General features: G+C 65.1%; 18 protein-coding genes. 13 read left to right on the top strand and 5 right to left on the bottom strand.

The window, feature by feature from the left end; genetic code table 11:
- Positions 1–110 precede the first annotated feature (110 nt).
- Positions 111–1,667, top strand: coding sequence for a tetratricopeptide repeat protein (locus ACOQOP_RS11570; RefSeq protein WP_420566490.1), 1,557 nt, complete (start codon positions 111–113; stop codon positions 1,665–1,667).
- Between the two features lie 58 nt (positions 1,668–1,725).
- Here the strand turns inward: ACOQOP_RS11570 and ACOQOP_RS11565 are convergent, their stop codons facing one another.
- The 4 genes from ACOQOP_RS11565 to ACOQOP_RS11550 all read right to left on the bottom strand — a co-directional run bounded on the left by ACOQOP_RS11565 (position 1,726) and on the right by ACOQOP_RS11550 (position 6,082).
- On the bottom strand, positions 1,726–2,049 hold the full coding sequence (locus ACOQOP_RS11565; RefSeq protein WP_420566489.1) for a DUF1153 domain-containing protein: 324 nt from the start codon (positions 2,047–2,049) through the stop codon (positions 1,726–1,728).
- A 239-nt stretch (positions 2,050–2,288) separates the two neighbouring features.
- Positions 2,289–3,578 carry a flagellar hook protein FlgE gene (locus ACOQOP_RS11560; protein ID WP_420566488.1) on the bottom strand — a complete coding sequence of 430 codons (1,290 nt, stop codon included), beginning with the start codon at positions 3,576–3,578 and terminating at the stop codon, positions 2,289–2,291.
- A 114-nt stretch (positions 3,579–3,692) separates the two neighbouring features.
- The gene (locus ACOQOP_RS11555) at positions 3,693–4,364 is read right to left on the bottom strand and encodes a flagellar hook assembly protein FlgD (protein WP_420566487.1); all 672 of its coding nucleotides are present in this window, start codon (positions 4,362–4,364) and stop codon (positions 3,693–3,695) included.
- Positions 4,365–4,375: 11 nt separating this feature from the next.
- Entirely contained in the window at positions 4,376–6,082 is a 1,707-nt protein-coding gene (locus tag ACOQOP_RS11550; RefSeq protein WP_420566486.1) for a flagellar hook-length control protein FliK, read from the bottom strand.
- 454 nt (positions 6,083–6,536) lie between these two features.
- Between ACOQOP_RS11550 and ACOQOP_RS11545 the strand changes: the two genes are divergently transcribed.
- Both ACOQOP_RS11545 and ACOQOP_RS11540 read left to right on the top strand, forming a co-directional pair.
- A complete protein-coding gene (locus ACOQOP_RS11545) occupies positions 6,537–7,367 on the top strand; it encodes a flagellin (RefSeq protein ID WP_420566485.1) in 831 nt (276 codons plus the stop codon).
- A 298-nt stretch (positions 7,368–7,665) separates the two neighbouring features.
- Positions 7,666–8,496, top strand: coding sequence for a flagellin (locus ACOQOP_RS11540; protein ID WP_420566484.1), 831 nt, complete (start codon positions 7,666–7,668; stop codon positions 8,494–8,496).
- A 50-nt stretch (positions 8,497–8,546) separates the two neighbouring features.
- Here the strand turns inward: ACOQOP_RS11540 and ACOQOP_RS11535 are convergent, their stop codons facing one another.
- A complete protein-coding gene (locus tag ACOQOP_RS11535) occupies positions 8,547–10,310 on the bottom strand; it encodes a tetratricopeptide repeat protein (RefSeq protein ID WP_420566483.1) in 1,764 nt (587 codons plus the stop codon).
- A 175-nt stretch (positions 10,311–10,485) separates the two neighbouring features.
- Between ACOQOP_RS11535 and ACOQOP_RS11530 the strand changes: the two genes are divergently transcribed.
- From ACOQOP_RS11530 to ACOQOP_RS11485, 10 genes are all read left to right on the top strand, one after another.
- Positions 10,486–10,923, top strand: a complete 438-nt coding sequence (locus tag ACOQOP_RS11530) for a flagellar biosynthesis repressor FlbT (RefSeq protein ID WP_420566482.1) — start codon at positions 10,486–10,488, stop codon at positions 10,921–10,923.
- A 17-nt stretch (positions 10,924–10,940) separates the two neighbouring features.
- Positions 10,941–11,393: a flagellar biosynthesis regulator FlaF gene (gene flaF / locus ACOQOP_RS11525; RefSeq protein WP_420566481.1), complete on the top strand. Its 453-nt coding sequence runs from the start codon at positions 10,941–10,943 to the stop codon at positions 11,391–11,393.
- A gap of 100 nt (positions 11,394–11,493) precedes the next feature.
- Positions 11,494–13,365 (top strand): tetratricopeptide repeat protein, encoded by a 1,872-nt coding sequence (locus ACOQOP_RS11520; RefSeq protein ID WP_420566480.1) that lies wholly within the window; start codon positions 11,494–11,496, stop codon positions 13,363–13,365.
- On the top strand, positions 13,365–15,284 hold the full coding sequence (locus ACOQOP_RS11515; RefSeq protein WP_420566479.1) for a hypothetical protein: 1,920 nt from the start codon (positions 13,365–13,367) through the stop codon (positions 15,282–15,284). Before ACOQOP_RS11520 ends, ACOQOP_RS11515 begins: the two co-directional genes overlap by 1 nt.
- A gap of 248 nt (positions 15,285–15,532) precedes the next feature.
- A complete protein-coding gene (locus ACOQOP_RS11510; protein WP_420566478.1) occupies positions 15,533–16,360 on the top strand; it encodes a flagellin in 828 nt (275 codons plus the stop codon).
- An 87-nt stretch (positions 16,361–16,447) separates the two neighbouring features.
- Positions 16,448–16,825, top strand: coding sequence for a flagellar biosynthesis regulator FlaF (locus ACOQOP_RS11505; RefSeq protein ID WP_420566477.1), 378 nt, complete (start codon positions 16,448–16,450; stop codon positions 16,823–16,825).
- A gap of 70 nt (positions 16,826–16,895) precedes the next feature.
- Positions 16,896–18,329, top strand: coding sequence for a flagellar hook-associated protein FlgK (gene flgK / locus ACOQOP_RS11500; protein WP_420566476.1), 1,434 nt, complete (start codon positions 16,896–16,898; stop codon positions 18,327–18,329).
- Between the two features lie 19 nt (positions 18,330–18,348).
- The gene (locus ACOQOP_RS11495; protein WP_420566475.1) at positions 18,349–19,335 is read left to right on the top strand and encodes a flagellin; all 987 of its coding nucleotides are present in this window, start codon (positions 18,349–18,351) and stop codon (positions 19,333–19,335) included.
- A 114-nt stretch (positions 19,336–19,449) separates the two neighbouring features.
- Positions 19,450–20,022 (top strand): hypothetical protein, encoded by a 573-nt coding sequence (locus ACOQOP_RS11490; RefSeq protein WP_420566474.1) that lies wholly within the window; start codon positions 19,450–19,452, stop codon positions 20,020–20,022.
- Between the two features lie 116 nt (positions 20,023–20,138).
- Positions 20,139–21,098, top strand: a complete 960-nt coding sequence (locus ACOQOP_RS11485; protein WP_420566473.1) for a tetratricopeptide repeat protein — start codon at positions 20,139–20,141, stop codon at positions 21,096–21,098.
- Positions 21,099–21,104: the final 6 nt, after the last annotated feature.

Below are 21,104 nucleotides of genomic sequence, written 5' to 3'. Positions count from 1 at the left end.
ATTTTCCTACCCAAGCTATCACTGTTATCTGTAAAAGTTAACAGATAATTAGAGGCAGTCGTTTGAGTCCCGACTGAACCAGTTGGACGCAGGAAGCGGGGGAGTGTGCGATGGCGGGAGGTGCAAAGACGCCCGGATCACGGCAGGCGCCACCGCGCTGGGCCGACCCGAGCAATCCGCTGGTGCGTCAGCACGCGGCCTGGGTGCAGGCCGGGATCGCGGCCTACGAAGCGGGGGATATCGACACCGCCCGCGCCCGGTTCCGGGCGGTGCTGGACCAGGATATCGAGCATCCGGACGCGCTCATGGGGATGGGGATCGTCGCCCGCGCGATGCGTCAGCACCAGACTGCGGCGGAGCTGCTGCGGCGGTCTGTGGCCGTGAACCCGAAATCGTCCACCGCCTGGAGCAATCTGGGCAATGCGCTTCAGGATCTCGACCTCTGGGATGACGCCGTGCGGGCCAACGAGGAGGCCGTGAAGCTGGAGCCCGGCCATCCCGGGGTGCGCCAGAACCTGGGCAGCGTTCTCAATTCCATCGACCGCCCCTATCAGGCGCTGCCGCATTTCCGTGAGGCCCTGAAGCGCAGCGGCGGGCCGATCGATGCCGTCATCAACTACGCCACGGTGCTGTCCCGGGTCGGCGAGTATGGCGCGGCCGACCGGAATTTCAGGCGCGCCTTGAAGGAGGTTCCGACCCACCCGGTGGCTAATTTCCATTTCGGGATGAACCAGCTCTGGCAAGGCAACTGGTCCGAGGGTTGGCCGCTGCATGAATGGCGATTCCTTTCGGCCACCTATGCCGGCTCGCTGCGCCAGATCCCCGTCACCGCGCCGCTGCCGGAGTCCCTTGAGGGCAAGCGCGTCTTCCTGTTCCGGGAGCAGGGTATCGGCGATGAACTGCGCTTCGCCACCATGGTGCAGGACGTCGTGGCCCGGGGGGGTGACATCACGCTGGAATGTTCGGCCAAGCTGATGCCGCTCTTCGCGCGCAGCTTTCCCGACGTGCGGCTTGTCGAGGCGCGTCATCTGGCGGTGGATCGGGGCGAGGAGGTGTTCGACGTCACCCTTCCGACGGGAAGTCTTGGCCAGTATGTCCGGCGGAACGATGCGGACTTCCCCCGGGATCGCACGCTCCTGAAGACCGACCCGCAGCGGGTCGCGGCCTTCGCCGAACGGCTCGAGGCTCTCGGCCCTGGGCCGAAGATCGGCCTGTCCTGGCGCAGCGGGCTGCGCGGGCGCCTACGTTCGGACATGTATGCCGCTATCGAGGACCTGGCGCCCCTGTTCCGGCTTAGGAATGCGGTATTCGTGAACCTTCAGTACGACGACGCGCGCGAGGAACTGGCGCAGGCGCGGGAGCGTTTCGGTGTCACCATCCACGCTTTCGAGGAACTGGATCTCTTCGATGATCTGGACGGATCGGCCGCGCTGACCAAGGCGCTGGATTTCGTTGTGAGCGCCAACACGTCGGTCGCCACGATCACCGGCGGGGTGTCCACCCCCGGGATTGAGTTCTTCGGCCGGCCGATCCCGAAAGGCTATCCGATTGGCGGCACGGATCCCTGGTTCCCCTCGATCCGGCCGATGGGAAAGCGCCCGAGCGAACCCTGGAGCGGGCTGATGCGGGAGATTGCGAAGGTTGTGGAGAAGGTAACGGGTTTTTAGAGCCCGACTTCCCTCCGCTCGACGTCGCCAGCCGGCGCCGAGCGCAGGGGAGGGGGCATCAGCCCGCCTTGCGGCGGTACTGCTGGATGCGTGTGGCGCGCAGGCCACGGACGCCGTGACGGTCGATCAGACGCTGCCAGGAGGCGAACTCCTCCTCGCTGAGGCTCCAGCGTTCGCAGGCTTCGTCGACCGTGAGCATGCGCCCGCGAACGGCGGCAACGACTTCGGCCTTGCGCCGCATCACCCATCGCTGAGTGTTCTGCGGCGGCAGGTCCTCCAGTCTGAGGATTGTTCCGTCCGGCCCAACGACTTCGGTGGCCCGATCTTCCTGGGCGCTGGCCGAATTGGCAGGGGCATAGTCAAAGGTCGAATGTGCGGTCATGTTCCGGTACGTGTGTTGGTATCGGGTGACATGAAGATGCCATCGTTCGCTTAACAAAAGGCTAAGCTCAGGCACGGGCGGCACATTTTGTGGGTAGGCACGCGAAAATGCCGCCGCCGGATCTGCCGGGGCGGTGACGGTTGGGCAAAAGCTCCAGCGTTGCCGGAGGCTTATCGGGAAAAGGGCCCCGGCCCGAAGGCCGGGGCTAAGGAGAGCGGTATCGCTAGCGGGGGGTGCGATTACCGCTTCACGCGGATGATTTCGTCGAGCAGTTCGTCGCCCGTGGTGATGACCCGGGTGGCGGCCGAATAGGCACGCTGGGTCACGATCAGGTCGGTGAACTCGGCCGAGATGTCGACGGTCGACCGCTCGAGTGCTTCCGATTCGACGAAGCCCAATCCCTGGGTCCCGGGGCGGGCAAGAACAAGCTCGCCGGAGTCGTTGGACAGGGCATAGGCATTGCCGGTCTCCTGCCGCAGTTCGGTGGCAGCGGGAACCGAGGCCAGGGCGAGCTGGTAAAGGGCTCGCGATTCGCCATTCCGGAACTGACCGGTGACGAGACCAGCGTCGCTGATGTCGACCTGCAGCAGGTCTGACGGGCCCGAGCCGTCCTGGTTCAGCAGGGTCGCCTCATAGATGTCGTCGAACTGGCCGAGTCCGGTCGAGCTGTCGAACGTGCCCCAGAGGACGTTCGGGGTCGACGCGTTAGCGCCGGTCGAGAAGAAGTTGGCCGGGATCGTCAATGCGGTCGAGGCCGTCGCACCGGTGGCGCCCGCCGTTCCATCGACGCTTTCCAGGGTGCCGTCGCCGTTGAACACAACGGTCTGCAGGCCGGCGACCTGGTTGGTGTTGCCGTTGGAGTTGGTCAGGTCGACCGTATAGGTCCACGTGTTGGCGACCGCCGACTTGGTCCAGTTGATGGTCAGCAGGTGGTCGGTGCCCAGCGAGTCGAAGATCGTCAGGTTCGTCGTTGCCGTGGTGCCCGCAGCCGAGGCGGCCGGCAGGTTGGCGGCGATGTTCAGCCGGGTGGTCGGGTTGGCGACCGCGCTGAAGCCGGTCAGGTTGACCGTCTCAAGGCTGGTCAGCAGGTCCTGGGTCGTGGCGTTGATGATGTTGCCCGACGTGTCGGTCCGCCAGCCCTGCAGGTAATAGCCGGCCGTGTTCTTCAGGTTTCCGTCCTCGTCCTGAGTGAAGGAACCGGAACGGGTGAACAGGAACTCGCCGTCGGACCCGTCGTTCTGGTTCACAACGAAGAAGCCTTCGCCGATCAGCGCCAGGTCCGTATCCGAGGTGGTGCCCTGGATCTGGCCCTGCTTCTCCGGGTCGGTGAAGGGGCGGGCGATGACGCCGCCCGGAGCGAACTGGGTGTCGCTGGCCGACTCGGTCACCAGGGTCTGAAACCGGACCCGGGTCTCCTTGTAGCCGACCGTGTTCACGTTCGCGATGTTGTCGGAGATCGCCGCGAAGGCCGTGGACTGGGCGCTGATGGCCGCCACGCCAGCGAACAAGCCGCCATAAATACCGCTCATTTTTTTTATCCTCCATGGGATGCGCGCGGTCCTCGCCGCCGTCCGCATCGGGAAGCTTGATCTGGCGCCTTCTGGCTAGGGAGACCGGCCGCCTTCTGGGGCCGGATGGTCATGTCAGGCGGTGCCAGCCCCTCGGACCGACATCACCTCGCTCAGTGAATATTCCGCCTCGCCGATCTGCAGCGTCGGGCCGCTGTCGGAGGTTCCCGTGCCGGTCACCCGACCGGTGATGTCGACGGTTCCGTGAACCGTCTTGCCTTCCGAGTTCTCGGCTGCGATGGCGAAGTAGTAGAGACCGGGTGCGGAGGGCTCGCCGTTCTGATCGGTGCCGTCCCAGGTGACCGTGTGCCGCTGGCTGCTGGTGCTGCCCTCGAACTCGCGGACCACCTTGCCTTCGCTGTTGTAGATCTTGACGGTGAGTTCCTGGGTGTCCTTCGGCGGCTTGTAGCCAAAGGTGATCGGGTTCTCGCCGTCGAAATGGGTGATGTCGCCTTCGACCTGCACGTCCTTGCCGATATAGGACAGCGCGGCGGCGTCGGCGCTCGAGTTCAGCAGTCCGATCAGGGATTCCAGATTGTCGTTCTGCTTGATCTGCTGTTCCACCGACGCGAAGTTGACCAGCTGGTTCACCATGTCCTTGTTATCCATGGGATTCAGCGGGTCCTGATTCTGCAGCTGGGTGGTCAGCAGGGTCAGGAACTGATCGTACTGGTCCGCCAGGCCCGTCATCGAGCTCGGCGCCCCGGTGCTGCTGGAGCTGGTGCTCGTGGTGCTTGAGACGTCCATGTCGTTACCTCCTAGGCGACCAGGTCGAGGCTGCCGTCGGCCTTCACGCCGCCGGATCCCTCATCGCCCTGTTGGTCAGCGGCGACGCTGTCGCCATCGATGCTCTGGGAGGCGAGGGCTCCGTCTGCCGGAGCCTTGCCGCCCTCGCCCTCATCGGCGTCGTCGGCATACTGGCCGCCGTCACCGCGCAGATCGAATTCGAGAGATTCACCGTCGGTCTGCAATCCGGCGTCCTGGAGGACCCGTTCCAGACCCTTGGCATCCCTCTGGAGCAGTTCCAGGGTTTCCGGCCGGTCCACGGCGACGACCGCCCGAACCAGACCCTCCTTGGAGATCTCCATCCTGATGTCGACCTTGCCCAGTTCTTCCGGGCTCAGTCGGATCGTGACCTTGCCGCCACCATCCTTGGCGGTGGCGGACATCTTCATCGCGACCTGGTCGGCCGGGGTGCCCAGATTGGCACCCGGCCGGCCATGAGCGGTTGCGGCCGCCCGGTCGACCGGAGAGGCGGAGGTATGCGTGCTCTGGGGTCCGCCAACCCCGGCCATGGTCAAGGGTGTCGATGAAGAAGAGGAGACGCCGGTCGGGCGTCCAGCCTCGCCCCCGGCAAGCGACGCGGGCTGGGCCCGCGCGGTCCGGGTGGCAAGGATTTCCTGGAACTGGGCGCGTGAGGCTTCCCCGCCGAACCCGCGCTGGCCGATGGTCGCGCCGAAGCTGACCCCCACCTGCTGCGGGTTGGGCTGACCGCCCTGGCCCTGGTTCTGAGACTGGTTGTTGGCACCGGCGTTCTGGCCGCCGGCATTGTTGCCGTTCGCGCTCTGGCCGGTCGCGGCATTGTTCGACGACCCGTCGGCGCCGACGAAGGTCGGCTGGTTGCCGCCCACATGGAGCGTGCCGGCGCCGCCATTGGCATTCGACGTCTGGACCTGTCCGCCGGCGGCGGCCTGCTGGGCCTGGACAAGCACGGCGGAGGAGACGCCCTGGGAGCGGGCCACCGGGACCGGCGCTTCCACCGTCACCTTGGCGCCCATCAGCGCGTCGGCTCGACCGGAGGCGGTGTCCGCCTTCTGGCCGTCGCCGGGTTTCTGTGCGCCCGCAGTCTTGGCGGCGCCTTCGATCTGGTCGCGCTGGCCGAGCGCCTGGCGCACCAGTGCCGCCATGTCGTCGGCGGGCGTCTCGGGTGCAGCCTGCGCCGGCTGGGCGGCCGGTTGGGTCTGAACCGGTTGAGCCTGCACCTGAGCCGCGGCGGCCTGCTTCGCGGGGGCCTGCTGATCGCCTGCCGTAGTGGCGGAAGCCGGTGCGGCTTGGCCGCTCACGCTGGCCATCTGCTCGGTCGCGGCATCGTCGGGGACGACCGCCAGTTCGACATCACCGGTCTGGACCGGCGCCGTCTGTGTCATCTCGATGGGCAGCTGCGCGACCACCGGCTCATCAGCAGGAGCGGTCTTCTTCTTGGAAGAGTCCGTCTCGGTGTCGGCGGTCTCGTCCTCGCGCGGCGCCTTCTCCTTGCGATCGGCCCGGCGTTCGCGCTCGGCCTTGTCGGTCTGCGACGGACGGGTGGCATCGGAGCGCTCGCGCGCCTGGTTCTCGGTCCGGTTCTCGTCGATCTTCGCCATCATCTGCATGACGCCCTGGAAGACGTCACCGGTCGACGACTTGGATTTGCGGCTGTCCGCCGCCGGGGACGATGCCCGTGGATCGATCGCGTTGAGGTCCATGATCCCACCTGCCTGATCATTGTCGCCGAGAGCTTTGCAAGCGTCGGGCCAGTTTCCGGCTGGGGAGAACTCGAGGGGAAATCGGCGGACTTCCGCGAATTTGGTCCGGCGTGTCGGCGGGGGAGGGCTTGCGAGGATCGGGAACGGAAGTTCTTGCCGGGTTCCTGCGTGAGGGTGGGAAAGCCTTGCCGCCCTGACCGGGGCCACCCGGCACCCGGCGCGTCCCGCGCCCCGGTCGGACTGCAGAAACGCGTGATTTTCTGTCGCGGCACGGCGAATGCACCAGGCCCAGCAGGAAATCGGCGGTCTGACATTATATAAAATACATTATTTTTTTATCTAAAATGCTTGACACTAAGGTTCGAGCTGTGATCTAAGGGTACATGAGACGGAGTGATCCGTTTTCTGTCCGGCAAAAAGCCGGTCAACCCATCCTTAGAACGAGGACAGAACCATGGCTGTGCAGAACTCTATCAATACGAACCCGGCCTCCTTCGTGGCCCTGCGTAACCTCAACTCCGTCAACCGGACCCTCGACACCATCCAGAACCGTGTGTCGACCGGCTTGAAGGTCACTGGTGCTCTTGACGATGCGTCGAACTTCGCCATCGCCCAGGGTATCCGCGGTGAGCTTAAGGCAATCGGAGCGGTCACCCAGGGCCTGAACAACGCGAAGGGCATCGGAAAGGTGGCTATCGCCGGCGCAACCGGCATTTCAGATCTGCTGCAGACGGTGCGTCAGAAGCTGACCGAGCTCTCGAACGAAGGTATCACCACTCAGCAGCGTGATATCCTGACGACGGACTTCAACGAGCTTCTCTCTCAGGCGGCGAACTTCATCGACAACGCGGTGTTCAACGGCGTCAACCTGCTGGACACCGGAAACGTGTCGCCGGATGTGAACACACTGTCGAACCTGACGGGCGGCACGCTGACCCTGACGGGCCAGGATCTGCGCACGCGCACCCTGTCCCTGGCGGCCGGCGACGTCAGCTCGGCGACCAACGCGCAGAGCGTCATCGCCAACGAGTACTCCAACCTGGAGTCGGTGGTGAACTCGGCCCTTGGGTCGCTGGGTGCGGAGGTTCGGGCTCTCGAGCTGCAGACCTCCTTCCTGGAGCAGATCTCGGACGCGACCGAGGAAGGCCTGGGCAACATCGTGGACGCCGATCTGGCACGCGAGTCGGCCCGACTGACCTCCAAGCAGGTGCAGCAGCAGCTGTCGATCCAGACGCTCGGCATCGCTAACCAGCGTCCGCAGACCTTGCTGGGCCTGTTCGGGTAAGCCACCCGGAACGCGAAAGCGACACCATCACGTGGGGTGGAGCCACCGGCTCCACCCCCACTCCAAAAAAAATCTGGGAGCGCGTAACGGCAAGTTAGTTCGAGAATTTCAAAAGAATCCATTCTGTTAGCTGTTATTCAGCCCAACGCGATGTGGCCTCGGCCCCTGCGGCGTCGTTGTCGACCGATAGAATCCGGTTGACTGTTCGATGCGCGCGGGGCAAACGTGTTGGTGCTCTGGGGTCCGTTGACCCCTTTTTCGGACAAAATGTCCGTGTCCTTAGAATGAGGAGGCCACAATGGCTGTTCAGAACTCCATCAATACCAATCCGTCCATCTTCGCCGCTCTCCGGACCCTGAACTCGGTCAACCGGAGCCTCGACACTACGCAGAACCGTGTGTCGACGGGCCTGAAGGTCGCCGGTGCTCTCGATGACGCGTCCAACTTCTCCATCGCTCAGGGTATCCGCGGCGAGCTGAAGGGTCTGGCCGCCGTCACCCAGGGCTTGAACAACGCGAAGGGTATCGGCCAGGTGGCCATCGCCGGTGCAACCGGTGTCTCCAACCTGCTGACCGACATCCGCGCGAAGCTGACCGAGCTTTCGAACGAAGGCATCACGACCGCTCAGCGCGAGATCCTGACGAGCGACTTCAACCAGCTGCTCTCCCAGGCCGCCAACTTCATCGACAACTCTGTGTTCAATGGCGTCAACCTGCTGGATACCGGCAACGTTTCCGTCGACGTTAACACGCTGTCGAACCTGGAAGGTGGCACCCTCACGCTGTCGGCTCAGGATCTGCGTACCCTGACCCTGTCGCTGGCTGGCGGAGATGTGTCGTCGGCTGCCAACGCGCAGGGCGTGCTCGCCAACGAGTTCTCCAACCTGGAATCCGTGGTCAACTCCGCGCTCGGTTCGCTGGGTGCCGAGGTTCGCGCTCTGAACCTGCAGACCACCTTCCTGGAGCAGATCTCGGACGCGACCGAAGAGGGTCTCGGCAACATCGTCGATGCCGATCTGGCTCGCGAATCCGCTGCTCTGACCTCGTTGCAGGTTCAGCAGCAGCTCTCGATCCAGACGCTGGGTATCGCCAACCAGCGGCCGCAGTCCCTGCTGGGTCTGTTCCGTTAATCGGGTCGCCGATACAAAAGTCAGGGCCGGACGAAAGTCCGGCCCTTTTTCTATATCCGGCCCGTCAGTTGCCGTTCGACGGTTCGGGCTACACCCGTCATGGTTTCGCGCCAAGGCACCCCCGGGGGCCGATAGACCCGCGCCATCCTTGGAAACCACGGGTGCTGTTCCTGCCCCAGGCCGACCCAGCCGCGGTGCAAGGAAATCGCCACCGCCGGTACGCCAAGGGCGCCGGCAAGGGCGAGCACGGCGGTATCGGCGCTGACAACGATATCCAGAGCGGCCATCAGAGCCGCCACGCCTTCCTGGTCATCGCGCCGGTCGAGGTCGGGTGGGAGGATGATCGCCGTCCCCTGTCCCACACTCGCTTCGGCAAGCTCGGCAGCGCAGTCATCATATTGAAGAGCCACGAACAAATGGTTCTCGAGCGCTAGAAGAGGAGCGCATTCGCCGAGGGCCGGATAGTGGCGTCGGCGATGGCCGGCCCGGCTGCCGGAGCGCCAGCAGAGACCGATGGTGGGGCGCGCGCCTGCGACCCTGGCGAGCCAGTGTCGCCATAGGTCTACCCGATCCCGGTCCGGTACCAGGCCAGGCGCCGAGGACGCAAAACTCTCGCGGTCCTGACGGAACATTTCCAGGAGATCCCCGGCGAGGCACCAGTGACTGGCGCCGGCAGTGCCGGTCTCGCCACCCTGCCGCGGTTTCCAGTTCAGGTTGTGCAGGGCGCGAGCGCCGAGCGGGATCAGCCGTTCGTCGGCCTCCACGGTCGCCGAGGCGAGATGTCCGTCCGCCACGCGCCGGTCGAGGTCTTGCCAGAGGGTGGAGAAGAGAAGCTCATCCCCCAAGCCCTGCTCGGCCAGCACCAGAAGGTTCGCCTCCGGCTCTCCGGACCATCGCGGCAGTGCCGGACCGGGGGTGGTGCGCCGGGCACGCCGTTGCCTGAACAGCCGCCAACCACCGGCGAGATCACCGTTTGCTAGACAATAAACGGCCAGATTTGCCATTGCGTCCGGGTCCGCTGGTGCCGTGACGCGGGCCCTAGTGCCGTATTTCAGCGCTTCCGGATAGCGGGAAAGGCGGTACAGGGCTTCCGCTCGATTGCCCCAGGCTGCACGGCTTGCGGGATCCTGGACGGCGGCGCGACGCGTGTCGGAAAGAGCGTCGCCAACGGCATCCAGTTCGATCTCGGCGCCGGCGCGGTCGGCCAGGGCGCGGGGATCGTTCGGCCTGAGAGCGAGGGCCCGGTTGATTCGTGCTAGGGCCGTCTCGGGGTGTTGGGTGCGTCGTTCGACCTCGGCCAGATCGAGCGCGATCGAGGCAGCCGTCGGCGCCAGACAGAGGGCACGGCGGAAATGGGTGGTCGCCAGCGACGGGGCATAGGGCGCTCTTTCTAGTCCCGCGCGGTTCCAGGCCGACGCGTCGTCGGGCGCCAGGGCGAGAAGCCAGGATAGGGCGCGGGTGTCGACGGTCTGCTCCCGAACGAGGAGATCGAGGGCCTCCAGCGCAGCGGGGTTCAGCGCGACCGCCCGGCGCGCCGCCGGCGCTCCCGGGTGGCCGAGGCGCTCCTGGCAGATTGCGAGATGGGTCCATGCGGTACCGTTGTCGGGCGCCGACCCAACCGCCAGTTGCAGATCGATGAGGGCGTCCGCGGCGCGGTCGGCCTGAAGCAGTGCGAATCCGCGCAGATGGCGGGCCTTGGGATTGTCCGGCGCCAGATCGAGTACGGCACCATAGACCGCGATTGCCTTGTCCAGGTTCCCGGTCCGGTGCGCCTGCAAACCCGCGTTCAAGGCCGTGGTGACGGTGATGGACATCTCAGGGGAAGCGAATCAGCAGCGGCCGGAATTGCCGATTTACCTTCCGATGCTGTGCCCGGTCCGCGCTCGGCCGCGTGCGAAAATCCGCATGAGGGCTGTGATGCCGAGCGCGTTCCATTGGTCGATTCCCAGCTTAACTTGACAGTCGGAAAATGAATGCGACATTTAAGGCATGCCGCTAAAGGTCAACATCAAGCCTGGGGAAAAGTTCGTCGTCAACGGCGCCGTCATGGTCGCCGGCAACAAGGGTGCGTCCCTGGTGTTGCAGAACGAGGCGACGATTCTGCTGGGCAAGGACATCATGCAGGAGCATGAGGCCGATACCCCGGCCAAGCGGATCTATTTCACGATCCTGTTGATGTATCTGGATGAGGCGGGCCGCCAGGACTACCACCCGACCTTCATGAGACTCATTGAGGATTTCATGGAGGCGACGACCTTCAACGAGGTCCGCCGGACGCTGCTGCACATCGTTCAGGACGCCAATGCCGCCCGCTACTATCGCGCGTTAAAGACTTGTAAAGCATTGATCAGCTATGAAGAGCAGGTGCTCGCTTTCGGTCGTGGTGAGACGACCGAGCGGCCAAGCCTCGCTCTGGAAACGCCTTAGTGGACGGTGCAGTCCGAATGTCCAGCTACGATGCCTACAACAGAGCCATTAAGAGTACCGCGTCGCCGCGCGACGTAGAGTATCGGCTCCTCGGCCAGGTCACCTCCGCGCTGATGAAGGCGCAGCAGAGGATGACGGATGCGCGGACCAAGCCGACAGTCATGGCCGAGGTGATGGACGCGCTCAACTGGAACAATCAGGTCTGGGACACCTTCGTCCAGGATGTCGGCACCGAGGGCAACATGCTGCCGCGCGAACTGCGCGCTGCCATCGTCAGCCTCGGGATCTGGGTCTCCCGCGAGACCAATCTGGTGACCTCCGGCGAGGGCGATATCGAGGCCCTCATTTCCGTGAACAAGGCAATCATGCGCGGCCTCAACCCCGGGCGCGCAGAACAGGAGGAGAAGGCCGAGTCCGCCTCTCCCTCGGCGCCGAATCCGAGCCTGTCGGCGTCTCTCGACTCGTTCTGACCAGCTCCGGTCGACGGCCGGCCAACTGTTCACAATCGATTTCGAAGCATCCCTAACCAAGCTCTTCGATCAGGCGGTTCAGCTGCACGAGTCAGGCAACGTGCGTGCGGCGGCTCAGGCCTATGAGCGAATCCTGACGGTCCTGCCGACCGACGCTCAGGTACTCGATCTGTATGGGACTGCGCTTTACCAGCTTGGATCCGCTGCGGCGGGCCGACCTTACCTGGTGGCGTCGCTGCGGCAACGCCCGCTTCATGGGCCGGTCTGGAACCACCTCGGGGTGATCGATCGGGCCCTGCACGACGACAATGCGGCCGATATCGCCTTCCGGCGCTCGGCCCTTCTCGATCCGGGGAAGATGGAGCCCCTCGTCAATCTCGCCGCCACGGCCGGCGACCGAGGCGATCCGGAGAGCGGACTGTTGCTGAACCGCCGTTCCAGGATGGCAAGTCCCGAATCCTCGGACGTTGCACTCCGTCAGGGTGTGCTTCTCTGCCAGGCGCATCGCCCACAAGACGCGATCCCGTTCCTCCTGGCCGCCTGGCGCCGTGACCCCGGAAACGGCGAAGTCGCGCTCAATCTCTCGCGCGCCAATACGGAACTCGGCCATCTCTCCGCCGCCCGTCGACCGGTGATGGCGGTCATCGCCCTGGCCCCGGGGACACACGAGTTCTACGGCTCGCTCGCGACGACCCATGACCCTCGTCTCTCGACCGACCGCGACATTCTTTGGGCCAAGGCGGCAACCGTACTGCGGCCGCTCGATGCGGGGAGTTGGCTCAATCTCTGCGCCGAATGCTATCGCGATAGTCGGATCGACGAGGCCTATCGGGCGGCGCGGCGCACGCTGACCCTCGATCCGACCTCCGACATGGGGATGCGAAATCTTTCGGCCGCCGCTCTGAACCGGTTCGAGCTGGCTCTTGCGCGCGCCCTGGCCCAGCGCGTCCTGATACTGAGGCCGGGCGATGCCGATGCGGAATGCGTTCTGTCGGAGATCGAATTCCGCATCGGTGATGCGAGGAAGGCCTGGGCGCTACACGAGGCACGGATCCGTCGGGAGGTCCACCGGCCCCGGCTGAACCTTCCGCCGCCCTGGCAGGGCCCGGGCACGGAGACCGGGCCGGTCTTGGTGGCTACCGAGCAGGGTGTGGGCGACGAAATCACCTTCCTGTCCTGTCTGGCTGAGATCTATGACGGCATCACCCGGCCGGTGGTCATCGAGGTGGATGAGCGGCTGGTGCATCTTGTCGGGCGCAGCTTCCCCAACGCGGCCGTCGTGCCCCGGCAACTCGTGCCGGGGGACGGAAGGGGCCAGTATCTCGACTACCGGGCGCTGGCCGAGCGTTACGGGCTCCGGCACCATGTCCTCTCCGGCAGCCTTCCCTACATTCTAAACCGGGATCGTGACCAGCCGCTCGAGCGGTGCGGGTATCTGCAGACCGATCTCCAGCGGGTTACCCATTGGCGGAAATGGCTGTCGGGATTGGGGGAGGGTCCGAAGGTCGGCGTGGTCTGGCGCACTGTCCAGTTGACCCGATTCCGGGCCAGGTTTCACTGTACAATCGACGAGCTGTTTCCGGTGTTCCACACCCCTGGCTGCACTTTTATCAACCTGATGGCCGGCGACACAGGGGCGGAGACGGCCAGGGTGAAGGCTGCCACCAGTGCCGAGTTGCGGGCCCCGCCCGGCCTCGACGTCTGGGATGGGCTCGACGATCTGTGCGCCTTGATGCAGGCTCTGGACGTGGTCGTTGCGGCGTGGACGGCGAACTGCGCCTTCGCCGGTGCCGTCGGCACGCCGACAATCCGTCTCGCCCAGGGGTTCATGCACGTGTCGAACGGTCGGGAGTTCTTCTTTCCGAATGTGTATCCGGTTTTCGACCGGCACGAAGCGTTCGATGGTGCGGAGGCTGGCCGGCGTGCCGCAGCCATGCTCGTGCGCCTGATCTCAGGGGCGGATCGTCGCTGATGCGGCCCTTCAACCCTCTCGCGCAGCAGGCGCTGCGGCGTGGCGTTGCCGAACGGTCTGCCCAACGCCCGGCGGCGGCGCAGCGATGGTTCCAGGCGGCGCTCTGCGCCGATCCTGGCGATTCCCGGCTGGTCACCCTGGTCATCGGTGGTGATGCGCGCAACCAGGTGCGCTGGTGCGGTCGTGCCCTGTGCCTTGATCCGCTGCAGCCGCAGGTTCTGGAACTGGCCGGACAGGCCCACGCGGAGCTGGGTGACGCCTTGCGATCGGCCGACCTTTTGCGCCGGGCCCTGGCGATCGATCCGTCGGGCGCGCGCCAGGCATCCTTTGCCGTGTCCGAAGTCATGACCCGGGCGGGTCGGAGTGCCGCGGCTGTACCATTCGCCTGGTGGGCTGCGGTTTCAGCGCCGAACCAGCCGATGACCCAGGTCCGTCTTGCGATGGTCGCCGGACAGGCGGAGCGATGGGGACTGGCCGCCGCTGCGGCGCTCACGGCCTGCAGAATGTTGCCGCACCTGCCCGAATTGGCGGTCACGGCGGCGGTGGCCGCCCGCGAGGCGGGCCGTGACCGGGAGGCTTGGCCCTGGGCGAAGCGGGCCGTGGTCCTGGCCCCGCAGAACATTGATGCGGTCCTGCTCCTGCGGGAAACGACGGAGCGACCCTCGGGCATGGCGTCCCGTCGCCGCTGGACCCGCCGGGCCACACTGCTCCAGCCGATGAATGCGCAAGTCTGGGAACACCGGGCCTTGGCGGAGCGCGGCGAGGGCGATTTCGAAACGAGCCTGTCCACCGCCCGGCGGGCGCTGATGATCGACCCCACGGACCGGGTCGGCACGTGGGCGATGGCTCAGGCAGCACTCAGTCTCGCCCGCTACGAGACCGCCGGCCGGATCGCCCGGCGCGGCTGGGTGACCCATCCCCAGGACAGTGAGATCGCCTATCTCCTGGCGCAGGTGGAGAAGGCTGTCGGCGATCTCGGCCGGGGCTGGGATCTGGAGGCGACGCGAACCTCCGGTCCTCGGTTCCATCGGATGGTCGGTCTGCCGCCCAAGGTGGAGGGACCGGATCTGCCGCCGGAAGGCATGCTGGTGGCGGTGGAGCAGGGCATCGGGGACGAGCTGCTGTTCATGTCCTGTCTGCCGGACCTCCTGGCCGAGTGTCCGGCGCCGGTGGTGGAGGCAGATCCAAGGCTTCACCCGCTGTTCGCCCGGTCGTTCCCGGGCCTCAGGCTGATCGACCGACAGGTCCGCGCCGAAGGCAAAGGGGCGATCTACGACTACACCCGCATCGTTCCGGCCCTGGGGCTCACCTCACACATCCACGCCGGCGACCTTCCCGGGCGCTATTGCCGCGACCGCTCGCGTCCCTTGACCCGTGGGGGCTATCTGAAGGCGGATCCTTCGAAGGTTGCCCATTGGCGCGACCGACTGGACCGCCTGCCAGGTGAGGGACCGGTCATCGGCCTGTGCTGGCGCAGCATGGTGCGCGGCGCGTTGAGGGCGGCCTATTATGCCGAGCTGCCGCAGATGCTTCCCATCCTGCGAACGCCCGGCTATCGCTTCGTCTCTCTTCAGTATGACCACAATCTGGAAGAGCTGGACGGCCTGCGCCGAGAACACGGGATCGACCTCTGGCACCCGGAGGACCTGGATCAGATGGAGGATCTGGACGGCGTGGCCGCGCTAATCAGCGCCCTGGATGGGGTGGTGTCGACGGCGACCAGCGTCTGCGTGCTGTCAGGTGCGCTCGGATGTCCGACGATCCGGCTCGACTCCTCCTTCTACAGCATCCTCGACGGCCGCGATTTCTTCTTCGCCGATATCAAGCCGACCATGCGGCGGGGGGAGCGGATGAATATCTCCCTCGCGATCGAGCGTGCGGCCGAGCTGCTCCGGACCCGCGCACAAGGCCGCGACTGACCCGTCTTACCGGGACGTTTTTTCCCGATCTGCCGGTGAGATTCTGCCGCCATGCCCGATTTTCCACGGCCTGCAGAATCTGCCTGCCATTCTAACTGTCTAAAAATAAAAGAAAATTCTGTTCCATGCCGTTTTGGCCCGCCCCTTGCGGAGGTGGGAACGGACGGACCCAACCCGGCAAACGTCGGAGATCGTGGCGGGGAGCCAGAGATCAGGGGTCAGCAGAAAGTTGACGAAGGAACAGAACGATGGCTAGCAACTCTATCCTGACTAACCCCGAGGCCCTGGTCGCTCTTCGTAACCTGGAGCGGACCAATACTCTCCTCGCCACCACGCAGAACCGTGTCTCCACCGGCCTGAAGGTCACCGGAGCCATCGACGACGCGTCCAACTTCGCGATTGCCCAGGGCATCCGCGGCGACATCAAGGCACTCGGCGCCATCAGCCAGGGCCTGAACAACTCCAAGGGCATTGCCAAGGTCGCCATCGCCGGCGCCACCAGCATCTCGGACCTGCTGCAGACGGTGCGCCAGAAACTCACCGAGCTGTCGAACGAAGGCATCACGACCACTCAGCGTCAGATCCTGACCAACGACTTCGCCGAACTGCTCTCGCAGGCGGCCAACTTCATCGACAACGCGGTGTTCAACGGTGTGAACCTGCTCGACACGGCCCTGGCCGCGCCCAGCATCAACACGCTGTCGAACCTGGCCGGCGGCACGCTGACCCTGACCAACCAGAACCTTCGGACCCAGGTGCTGTCGCTGGCGGCTGCCGGCCTCGGCACGGCGAACGCGGCGCAGGGCGTCATCGCCAACCAGTATTCCAACCTGGAATCGGTGGTGAACGCGGCCCTCGGCTCACTCGGTGCGGAAGCACGCGCGCTCGATCTGCAGACCGCCTTCCTGGACCAGATCACCGATGCGACCGAAGAAGGCCTCGGCAACATCGTCGACGCCGACATGGCGCGTGAGAGCGCCCGACTGACCGCTCTTCAGGTTCGCCAGCAGCTCGGCGTGCAGGTTCTCGGTATCGCGAACCAGGCGCCGCAGATCCTGCTCGGTCTGTTCCAGTAATCGGCGCCGGCACGATCGGCGCCTCTGGGCCACGACCCGCCGGCGCATAGGGCCGAACGGGAGATGGTCGAGACGGAGGACTAAGGAATGCGGGGATACGGTGCCTACAAGAACACACAGGTGGCGACGGCCGTTCAGAACGGGCGCGACCTGGAATACCGGCTCCTGGCCCAGGTGACGGGCGGCCTGATGAAGGCCCGTGACGGCAAGGCCAGCCTCCAGGAGAAGTACAACTGGATCCTTCAGAACGAGAAGGTCTGGGGCGTCTTCCTGGCCGACGTGAACGACCCGGCCAATGCCCTGCCGCGCCCGCTCAAGGGCGGCATCGCCAGCCTGGCGCTCTGGGTCATCAAGGAAACCAAGTACGTCATGTCCGACGACGATGCGCCGTTGGACGATCTGATCGAGATCAACCGCCAGATCATGGCGGGCCTGAAGCCCGAGCCGCAATCGATGGCCGGCTAGCGCCGGTGAGCGACACAGGGGCGGCACGGTTCTTGCTTCGCCATTTCTGTGTCAATCGTGAGGACCTGTCATGAGTCTCCTTTCCGCCCTTACCACCGCGACAAGCGGTCTGAATGCGGCCCAGGCAGGGATCGACATCGCCTCGCGCAACATCACCAATGCGAATGTCGACGGTTACACCAAGAAGACCCAGACCCAGACGACGCGGATCATCGATGGGCAGAGCAGTACGGTCCGGATCGAGCAGATTACCCGCCTGGTGAATGCCCAGCTGCAGACCGATGTGCGGAACCAGACCTCCACCGTGGAGGAACTGAAGGTCATCGACGACTTCCTTGGGCGCCTTGAGCTGGAGTTCGGCCGCCCCGAGGACAACGCCTCGATCTCGGCAAAAATTACCGACCTGAAGAAATCGTTCCAGGTCCTGGCGACCAACCCGGACTCGTCGACCGCCCAGGCCGATGTGCTGCGCGCGGCGACGGCCGTCGCGGAATCCTTCCAGTCCCTGTCGGGGGCGGTGCAGGATCTGCGCGCCGAGGCCGATACCCGGATCTCCGAGTCGGTCGACAACATCAACGAGGCCCTGGCCAATATCGAGAAGCTGAACGGCGAGATCGGCGCGCGCAGCGCGGTCGGCGAGTCGACGGCCGATCTTGAGGACGAGCGGGACCGCTGGGTCGCCAAGCTCGCCGAAGAGATGGACATCCGGACCTTCGATCGGCCCGACGGAACCATCGCCATCATGACCGGCGGCAGCGACTTCCTGCTCGACCAGACCGCGGTGACCATCACCTTCACGCCGACCAACACGGTCGGGCCAGATGTCGCGCTGAATGCGGTGTTCCTGGACAACGGGTACAACGCGCCGTTCTCGATCAACGGCAGCATCAACAGCGGCAAGCTCGGCGGCCTGCTCGAGCTGCGCGACACCATCCTGCCGCTCGCCCAGGACCAGCTGGACTCCCTTGCCTTCGAACTCGCCCAGCAGTTCGACACGATCAACGTGGGCGGCAACACCGCGAACATCGACCTGTTCGTCGATGCCGGCAACGCGATCCCGGGCGGCGATCAGGGCTTCTCGGCCCAGATCCAGGTCAACCCGACCGTCACCGCCACCCCGAGCATCCTGCGCGACGGCAACGGCGGTACCTTCACCGCGAGCGGCGTGAGCGACAACTCACTGGCCCTGGCGGTGATCGACATGTTCGACAACGCCCAGGCCTTCGTCGCGGTCAACGGCCTCAACGGCACGGCGACGATCGAGGAGTTCGCCGCCGAACTGGTCTCCTACCAGGCCAACCAGAAGGCGGATTACGAAAGCCAGCTTGGCTTCCAGAACCAGGTCCGAAACCTGCTGGAAGAGCGGCTTCGCGATGAAAGCGGCGTCAATGTCGACGAGGAACTCGCCAGCCTCATCCAGTTGGAAAGCGCGTTTGCGGCGTCCGCACGGGTGCTGTCGTCGGTGCAGGATGCACTCGACGAGCTCCTGGGCGTCATTCGGTAACGGCCTAGAGGGCTAGATCATGCGTATTTCGACCCTGAGTCAGAATCTGCGGATCGACAACTCGATCACGTCGGTTCAGCGCCGGATCGCGGATGCCCAGCAGCAGATCTCCACGGGCAAGCGCAGTCAGGTCTACAGCGGCTTCAGCGGGCAGGACACCCGGCTGCTGATCACCCTGAAGGAGCAGCGGACCTCTGCCGACTCGTATATCAACTCGATCAACAACACCAAGGTGAAGACCGAGACGATCGACGCGACCCTGCAGCAGATGACATCTGTCGCCGAGGATCTGCGCACCCAGCTCTACGAGCAGGTCGAGGGACTGTTCGAGCAGTCCTCCCTGGCGCTGTCGACCTTCGCCACGGCGGCGATCAACCAGATGTCGAACCTTCTGAACCAGACCGTGGACGGCAAGTACCTGTTCAACGGCACCGATACGGACACCCAGCCGATCATCGATCCGGCGACCACCCAGGGCGCCTATGCCCAGCCGGCGCTGGCCGGCGGTGCCGCCGGCATCATCGCCGCCGCGGAGGCCTTCTTCGACGTCGACGCCAACTGGACCAACGTGACCACCCCGGCGCCGGGTTCCTTGTCGGTGCGCGTCGATCAGGGGGTCGACCTGGACTTCGGCGAACTCGCCAATGACAGCGCGACCTTCGAAGAGGTCTTCGACGTGCTGTATGCCTTCTCCAACACGACCTTCACCGCCGGAAACGATGCCGAGTACCGCAACCTGGTGAACTGGGCGATCGACAAGGTCGAGGCGGCCATCGACCTGATGAACGACATGGTCGGGCAGAACGGCGTGGTCGGCAGCGAGATGGCCAGCCGCAAGGAGTCCCACAAGGAGACGATCCTGCTGCTGGAGACCCAGATCGGCAATATCGAGGACGTGGATCCTTACGAAGCGGTCGCCGAGTTCCAGACGCTGCAGGCGCAGCTTGAGGCGTCGTTCCAGACCACGGCCGTCCTGCGGAACCTGAGCCTTACGAAGTTCATTTAGGCAAGTCTTCGAACGCCACGGTTCTCCTTGGCGGTCTTCCGGGCGAATGGGTTGCAGCGCGGCAACGCGGTATTATATGATTTAGGTTGGTAGGTAGTATGGCATCGCTCCAGAATGGAGGAGCCCGTGGACATACGCAGTGCAACCGTATTGGCAGGCGCGGCTAGCGAGCCGCGGACGGTTGCTCGCGAGTCCGCCTCTTCCTCTACGTCCAACAGCGCGTCGAGCGTCGGCACGGCCCCTGGCTCCGAGCAGAATTCCGCCGCCGATACGGTTCGGACGACCGCCTCCGGCCAGTTCTATGTCAGCCCCTTCCTGACCTTCGATTCGCGCTCCCTCACGGTGATCTTCCAGGTTCGCGATACGGAATCCGGCGATGTGACCCGGCAGTTCCCGTCCGAAGCCGTGGTGGAGCGCTATCGCCGCGATCCATCGGCCCGACCCTTCGTGCTGCCCGAGCCGGAACCGCGCGACGAGCAGCAGGCGGGCCCGCCGCCGCCGACCATCGGTGGCCCGGTGACCGAGGCGCTGCGCGAGCAGGAAGCGACGGAACCGGCTGGGTCCGGCAGTCCGTCGCCGGAGACAGGCGGCGGGACGGACACTTCATCTGCGGCTGCTCCGACGGCGCAGCCGGCCATTCCTTCGGCCTCTCCCCCCGGTCGGACCAGCATCGACCTCGTGGCCTGAGTTACCGGCACGGGTTCTTGACCAGAACTGAGATTGTCTTTGTGCGCGTGCTCCCGCTTGACAAGATGTGGTACGTTGACGGCAATCGGCATCCATCCGTGGCGGAGTAGCTCTGAATGACCGTTGACGAAGACCTGCAACCGAAACTCGTCGCCGCCGTCCGTCACCATGAGGCGGGTGAGTTCGAGCAGGCTCGCGATCTCTATGTCGAGATTCTCAACGCCGATCCCCAGCATGAGCGCGCGCTCCACCTGGCCGGTCTTCTATGTCTCCAGTGCGGGGAGTTCGAGGGCGCCAAGGGGCTGCTGAAGGCTGCGGCGGAGATCGATCCGACCAATGCGGCCTACCCCAATCATATCGGCACCGCCGATCTGAAGCTCGGCGATCTGGAAGAGGCCCGACGCCAGTTCGACAAGGCGATCGAGCTGGACCCCGAGTATGTCGAGGCCCAGTTCAACAAGGCGCTGACCCTGCGTGGACTGGACGATCTTCGCGGTGCGGCGGCCTGCCTCGACCGGGCGATCGAGATCGATCCGTCGGCGTCCGAAATCCTGGTCTGGCGCGGCGTGGTCGGCCGCGAGCTGGGTGAGGGCGTCGATGGCGTCGGCTTCCTGGTCAAGGCGGTCGAGGTCAATCCGAACAACGTCAATGCGTTCTATCAGCTCGGCGAATCCTTCGTGGATCTTGGCGAGCTGGAACAGGCGGAGGATTGTTTCCGCGCCGCCATCGAGCGGGCACCCGAGGTCACCGCCTTCCGGGGCAAGCTCGCGAGCTGCCTGGGCCAGCTGGGGCGCTTCACGGAAGCCATGACCGAGTTCGAGGCCGCCCTTGCCGGCAATCCCGACGACCCGGCCCTGCTGGGCGGGATCGCCTGGCTGAAGGCGGAGCAGGGGGAACTGAATGCCGCCCGCAAGGCTGCGGTTCGCTCCATCGAGCTCGACCCGCAGAGCATCGACGGCCACTTCGCCATGGCGAGGATCCACGCGCTGTCGGGCGAGGCAGATCTTGCCGAAGCCTCACGCTCCCGCGTCCGGGAGCTGGCTCCGAATAACGCCCGCTATCTCTCTGAACTCTAAGCCGGT

The organism is Thalassobaculum sp., from assembly GCF_965223715.1.
GTDB lineage: Bacteria > Pseudomonadota > Alphaproteobacteria > Thalassobaculales > Thalassobaculaceae > Thalassobaculum.
Note: the sequence above shows the minus strand (reverse complement) of the source record. Positions and strands in the feature narration are given on the sequence as shown.

Bases quoted from the DNA above. Each gene is read 5' to 3' on its own strand.
- ACOQOP_RS11505 (WP_420566477.1), top strand. From the start codon at position 16,448: ATGCGGGGATACGGTGCCTACAAGAACACACAGGTGGCGACGGCCGTT.
- ACOQOP_RS11570 (WP_420566490.1), top strand. From the start codon at position 111: ATGGCGGGAGGTGCAAAGACGCCCGGATCACGGCAGGCGCCACCGCGC.
- ACOQOP_RS11530 (WP_420566482.1), top strand. From the start codon at position 10,486: ATGCCGCTAAAGGTCAACATCAAGCCTGGGGAAAAGTTCGTCGTCAAC.
- ACOQOP_RS11485 (WP_420566473.1), top strand. From the start codon at position 20,139: ATGACCGTTGACGAAGACCTGCAACCGAAACTCGTCGCCGCCGTCCGT.
- flaF (WP_420566481.1), top strand. From the start codon at position 10,941: ATGTCCAGCTACGATGCCTACAACAGAGCCATTAAGAGTACCGCGTCG.
- ACOQOP_RS11555 (WP_420566487.1), bottom strand. From the start codon at position 4,364: ATGGACGTCTCAAGCACCACGAGCACCAGCTCCAGCAGCACCGGGGCG.
- flgK (WP_420566476.1), top strand. From the start codon at position 16,896: ATGAGTCTCCTTTCCGCCCTTACCACCGCGACAAGCGGTCTGAATGCG.
- ACOQOP_RS11535 (WP_420566483.1), bottom strand. From the start codon at position 10,310: ATGTCCATCACCGTCACCACGGCCTTGAACGCGGGTTTGCAGGCGCAC.
- ACOQOP_RS11550 (WP_420566486.1), bottom strand. From the start codon at position 6,082: ATGGACCTCAACGCGATCGATCCACGGGCATCGTCCCCGGCGGCGGAC.
- ACOQOP_RS11540 (WP_420566484.1), top strand. From the start codon at position 7,666: ATGGCTGTTCAGAACTCCATCAATACCAATCCGTCCATCTTCGCCGCT.
- ACOQOP_RS11510 (WP_420566478.1), top strand. From the start codon at position 15,533: ATGGCTAGCAACTCTATCCTGACTAACCCCGAGGCCCTGGTCGCTCTT.
- ACOQOP_RS11495 (WP_420566475.1), top strand. From the start codon at position 18,349: ATGCGTATTTCGACCCTGAGTCAGAATCTGCGGATCGACAACTCGATC.
- ACOQOP_RS11515 (WP_420566479.1), top strand. From the start codon at position 13,365: ATGCGGCCCTTCAACCCTCTCGCGCAGCAGGCGCTGCGGCGTGGCGTT.
- ACOQOP_RS11565 (WP_420566489.1), bottom strand. From the start codon at position 2,049: ATGACCGCACATTCGACCTTTGACTATGCCCCTGCCAATTCGGCCAGC.
- ACOQOP_RS11490 (WP_420566474.1), top strand. From the start codon at position 19,450: ATGGAGGAGCCCGTGGACATACGCAGTGCAACCGTATTGGCAGGCGCG.
- ACOQOP_RS11560 (WP_420566488.1), bottom strand. From the start codon at position 3,578: ATGAGCGGTATTTATGGCGGCTTGTTCGCTGGCGTGGCGGCCATCAGC.
- ACOQOP_RS11545 (WP_420566485.1), top strand. From the start codon at position 6,537: ATGGCTGTGCAGAACTCTATCAATACGAACCCGGCCTCCTTCGTGGCC.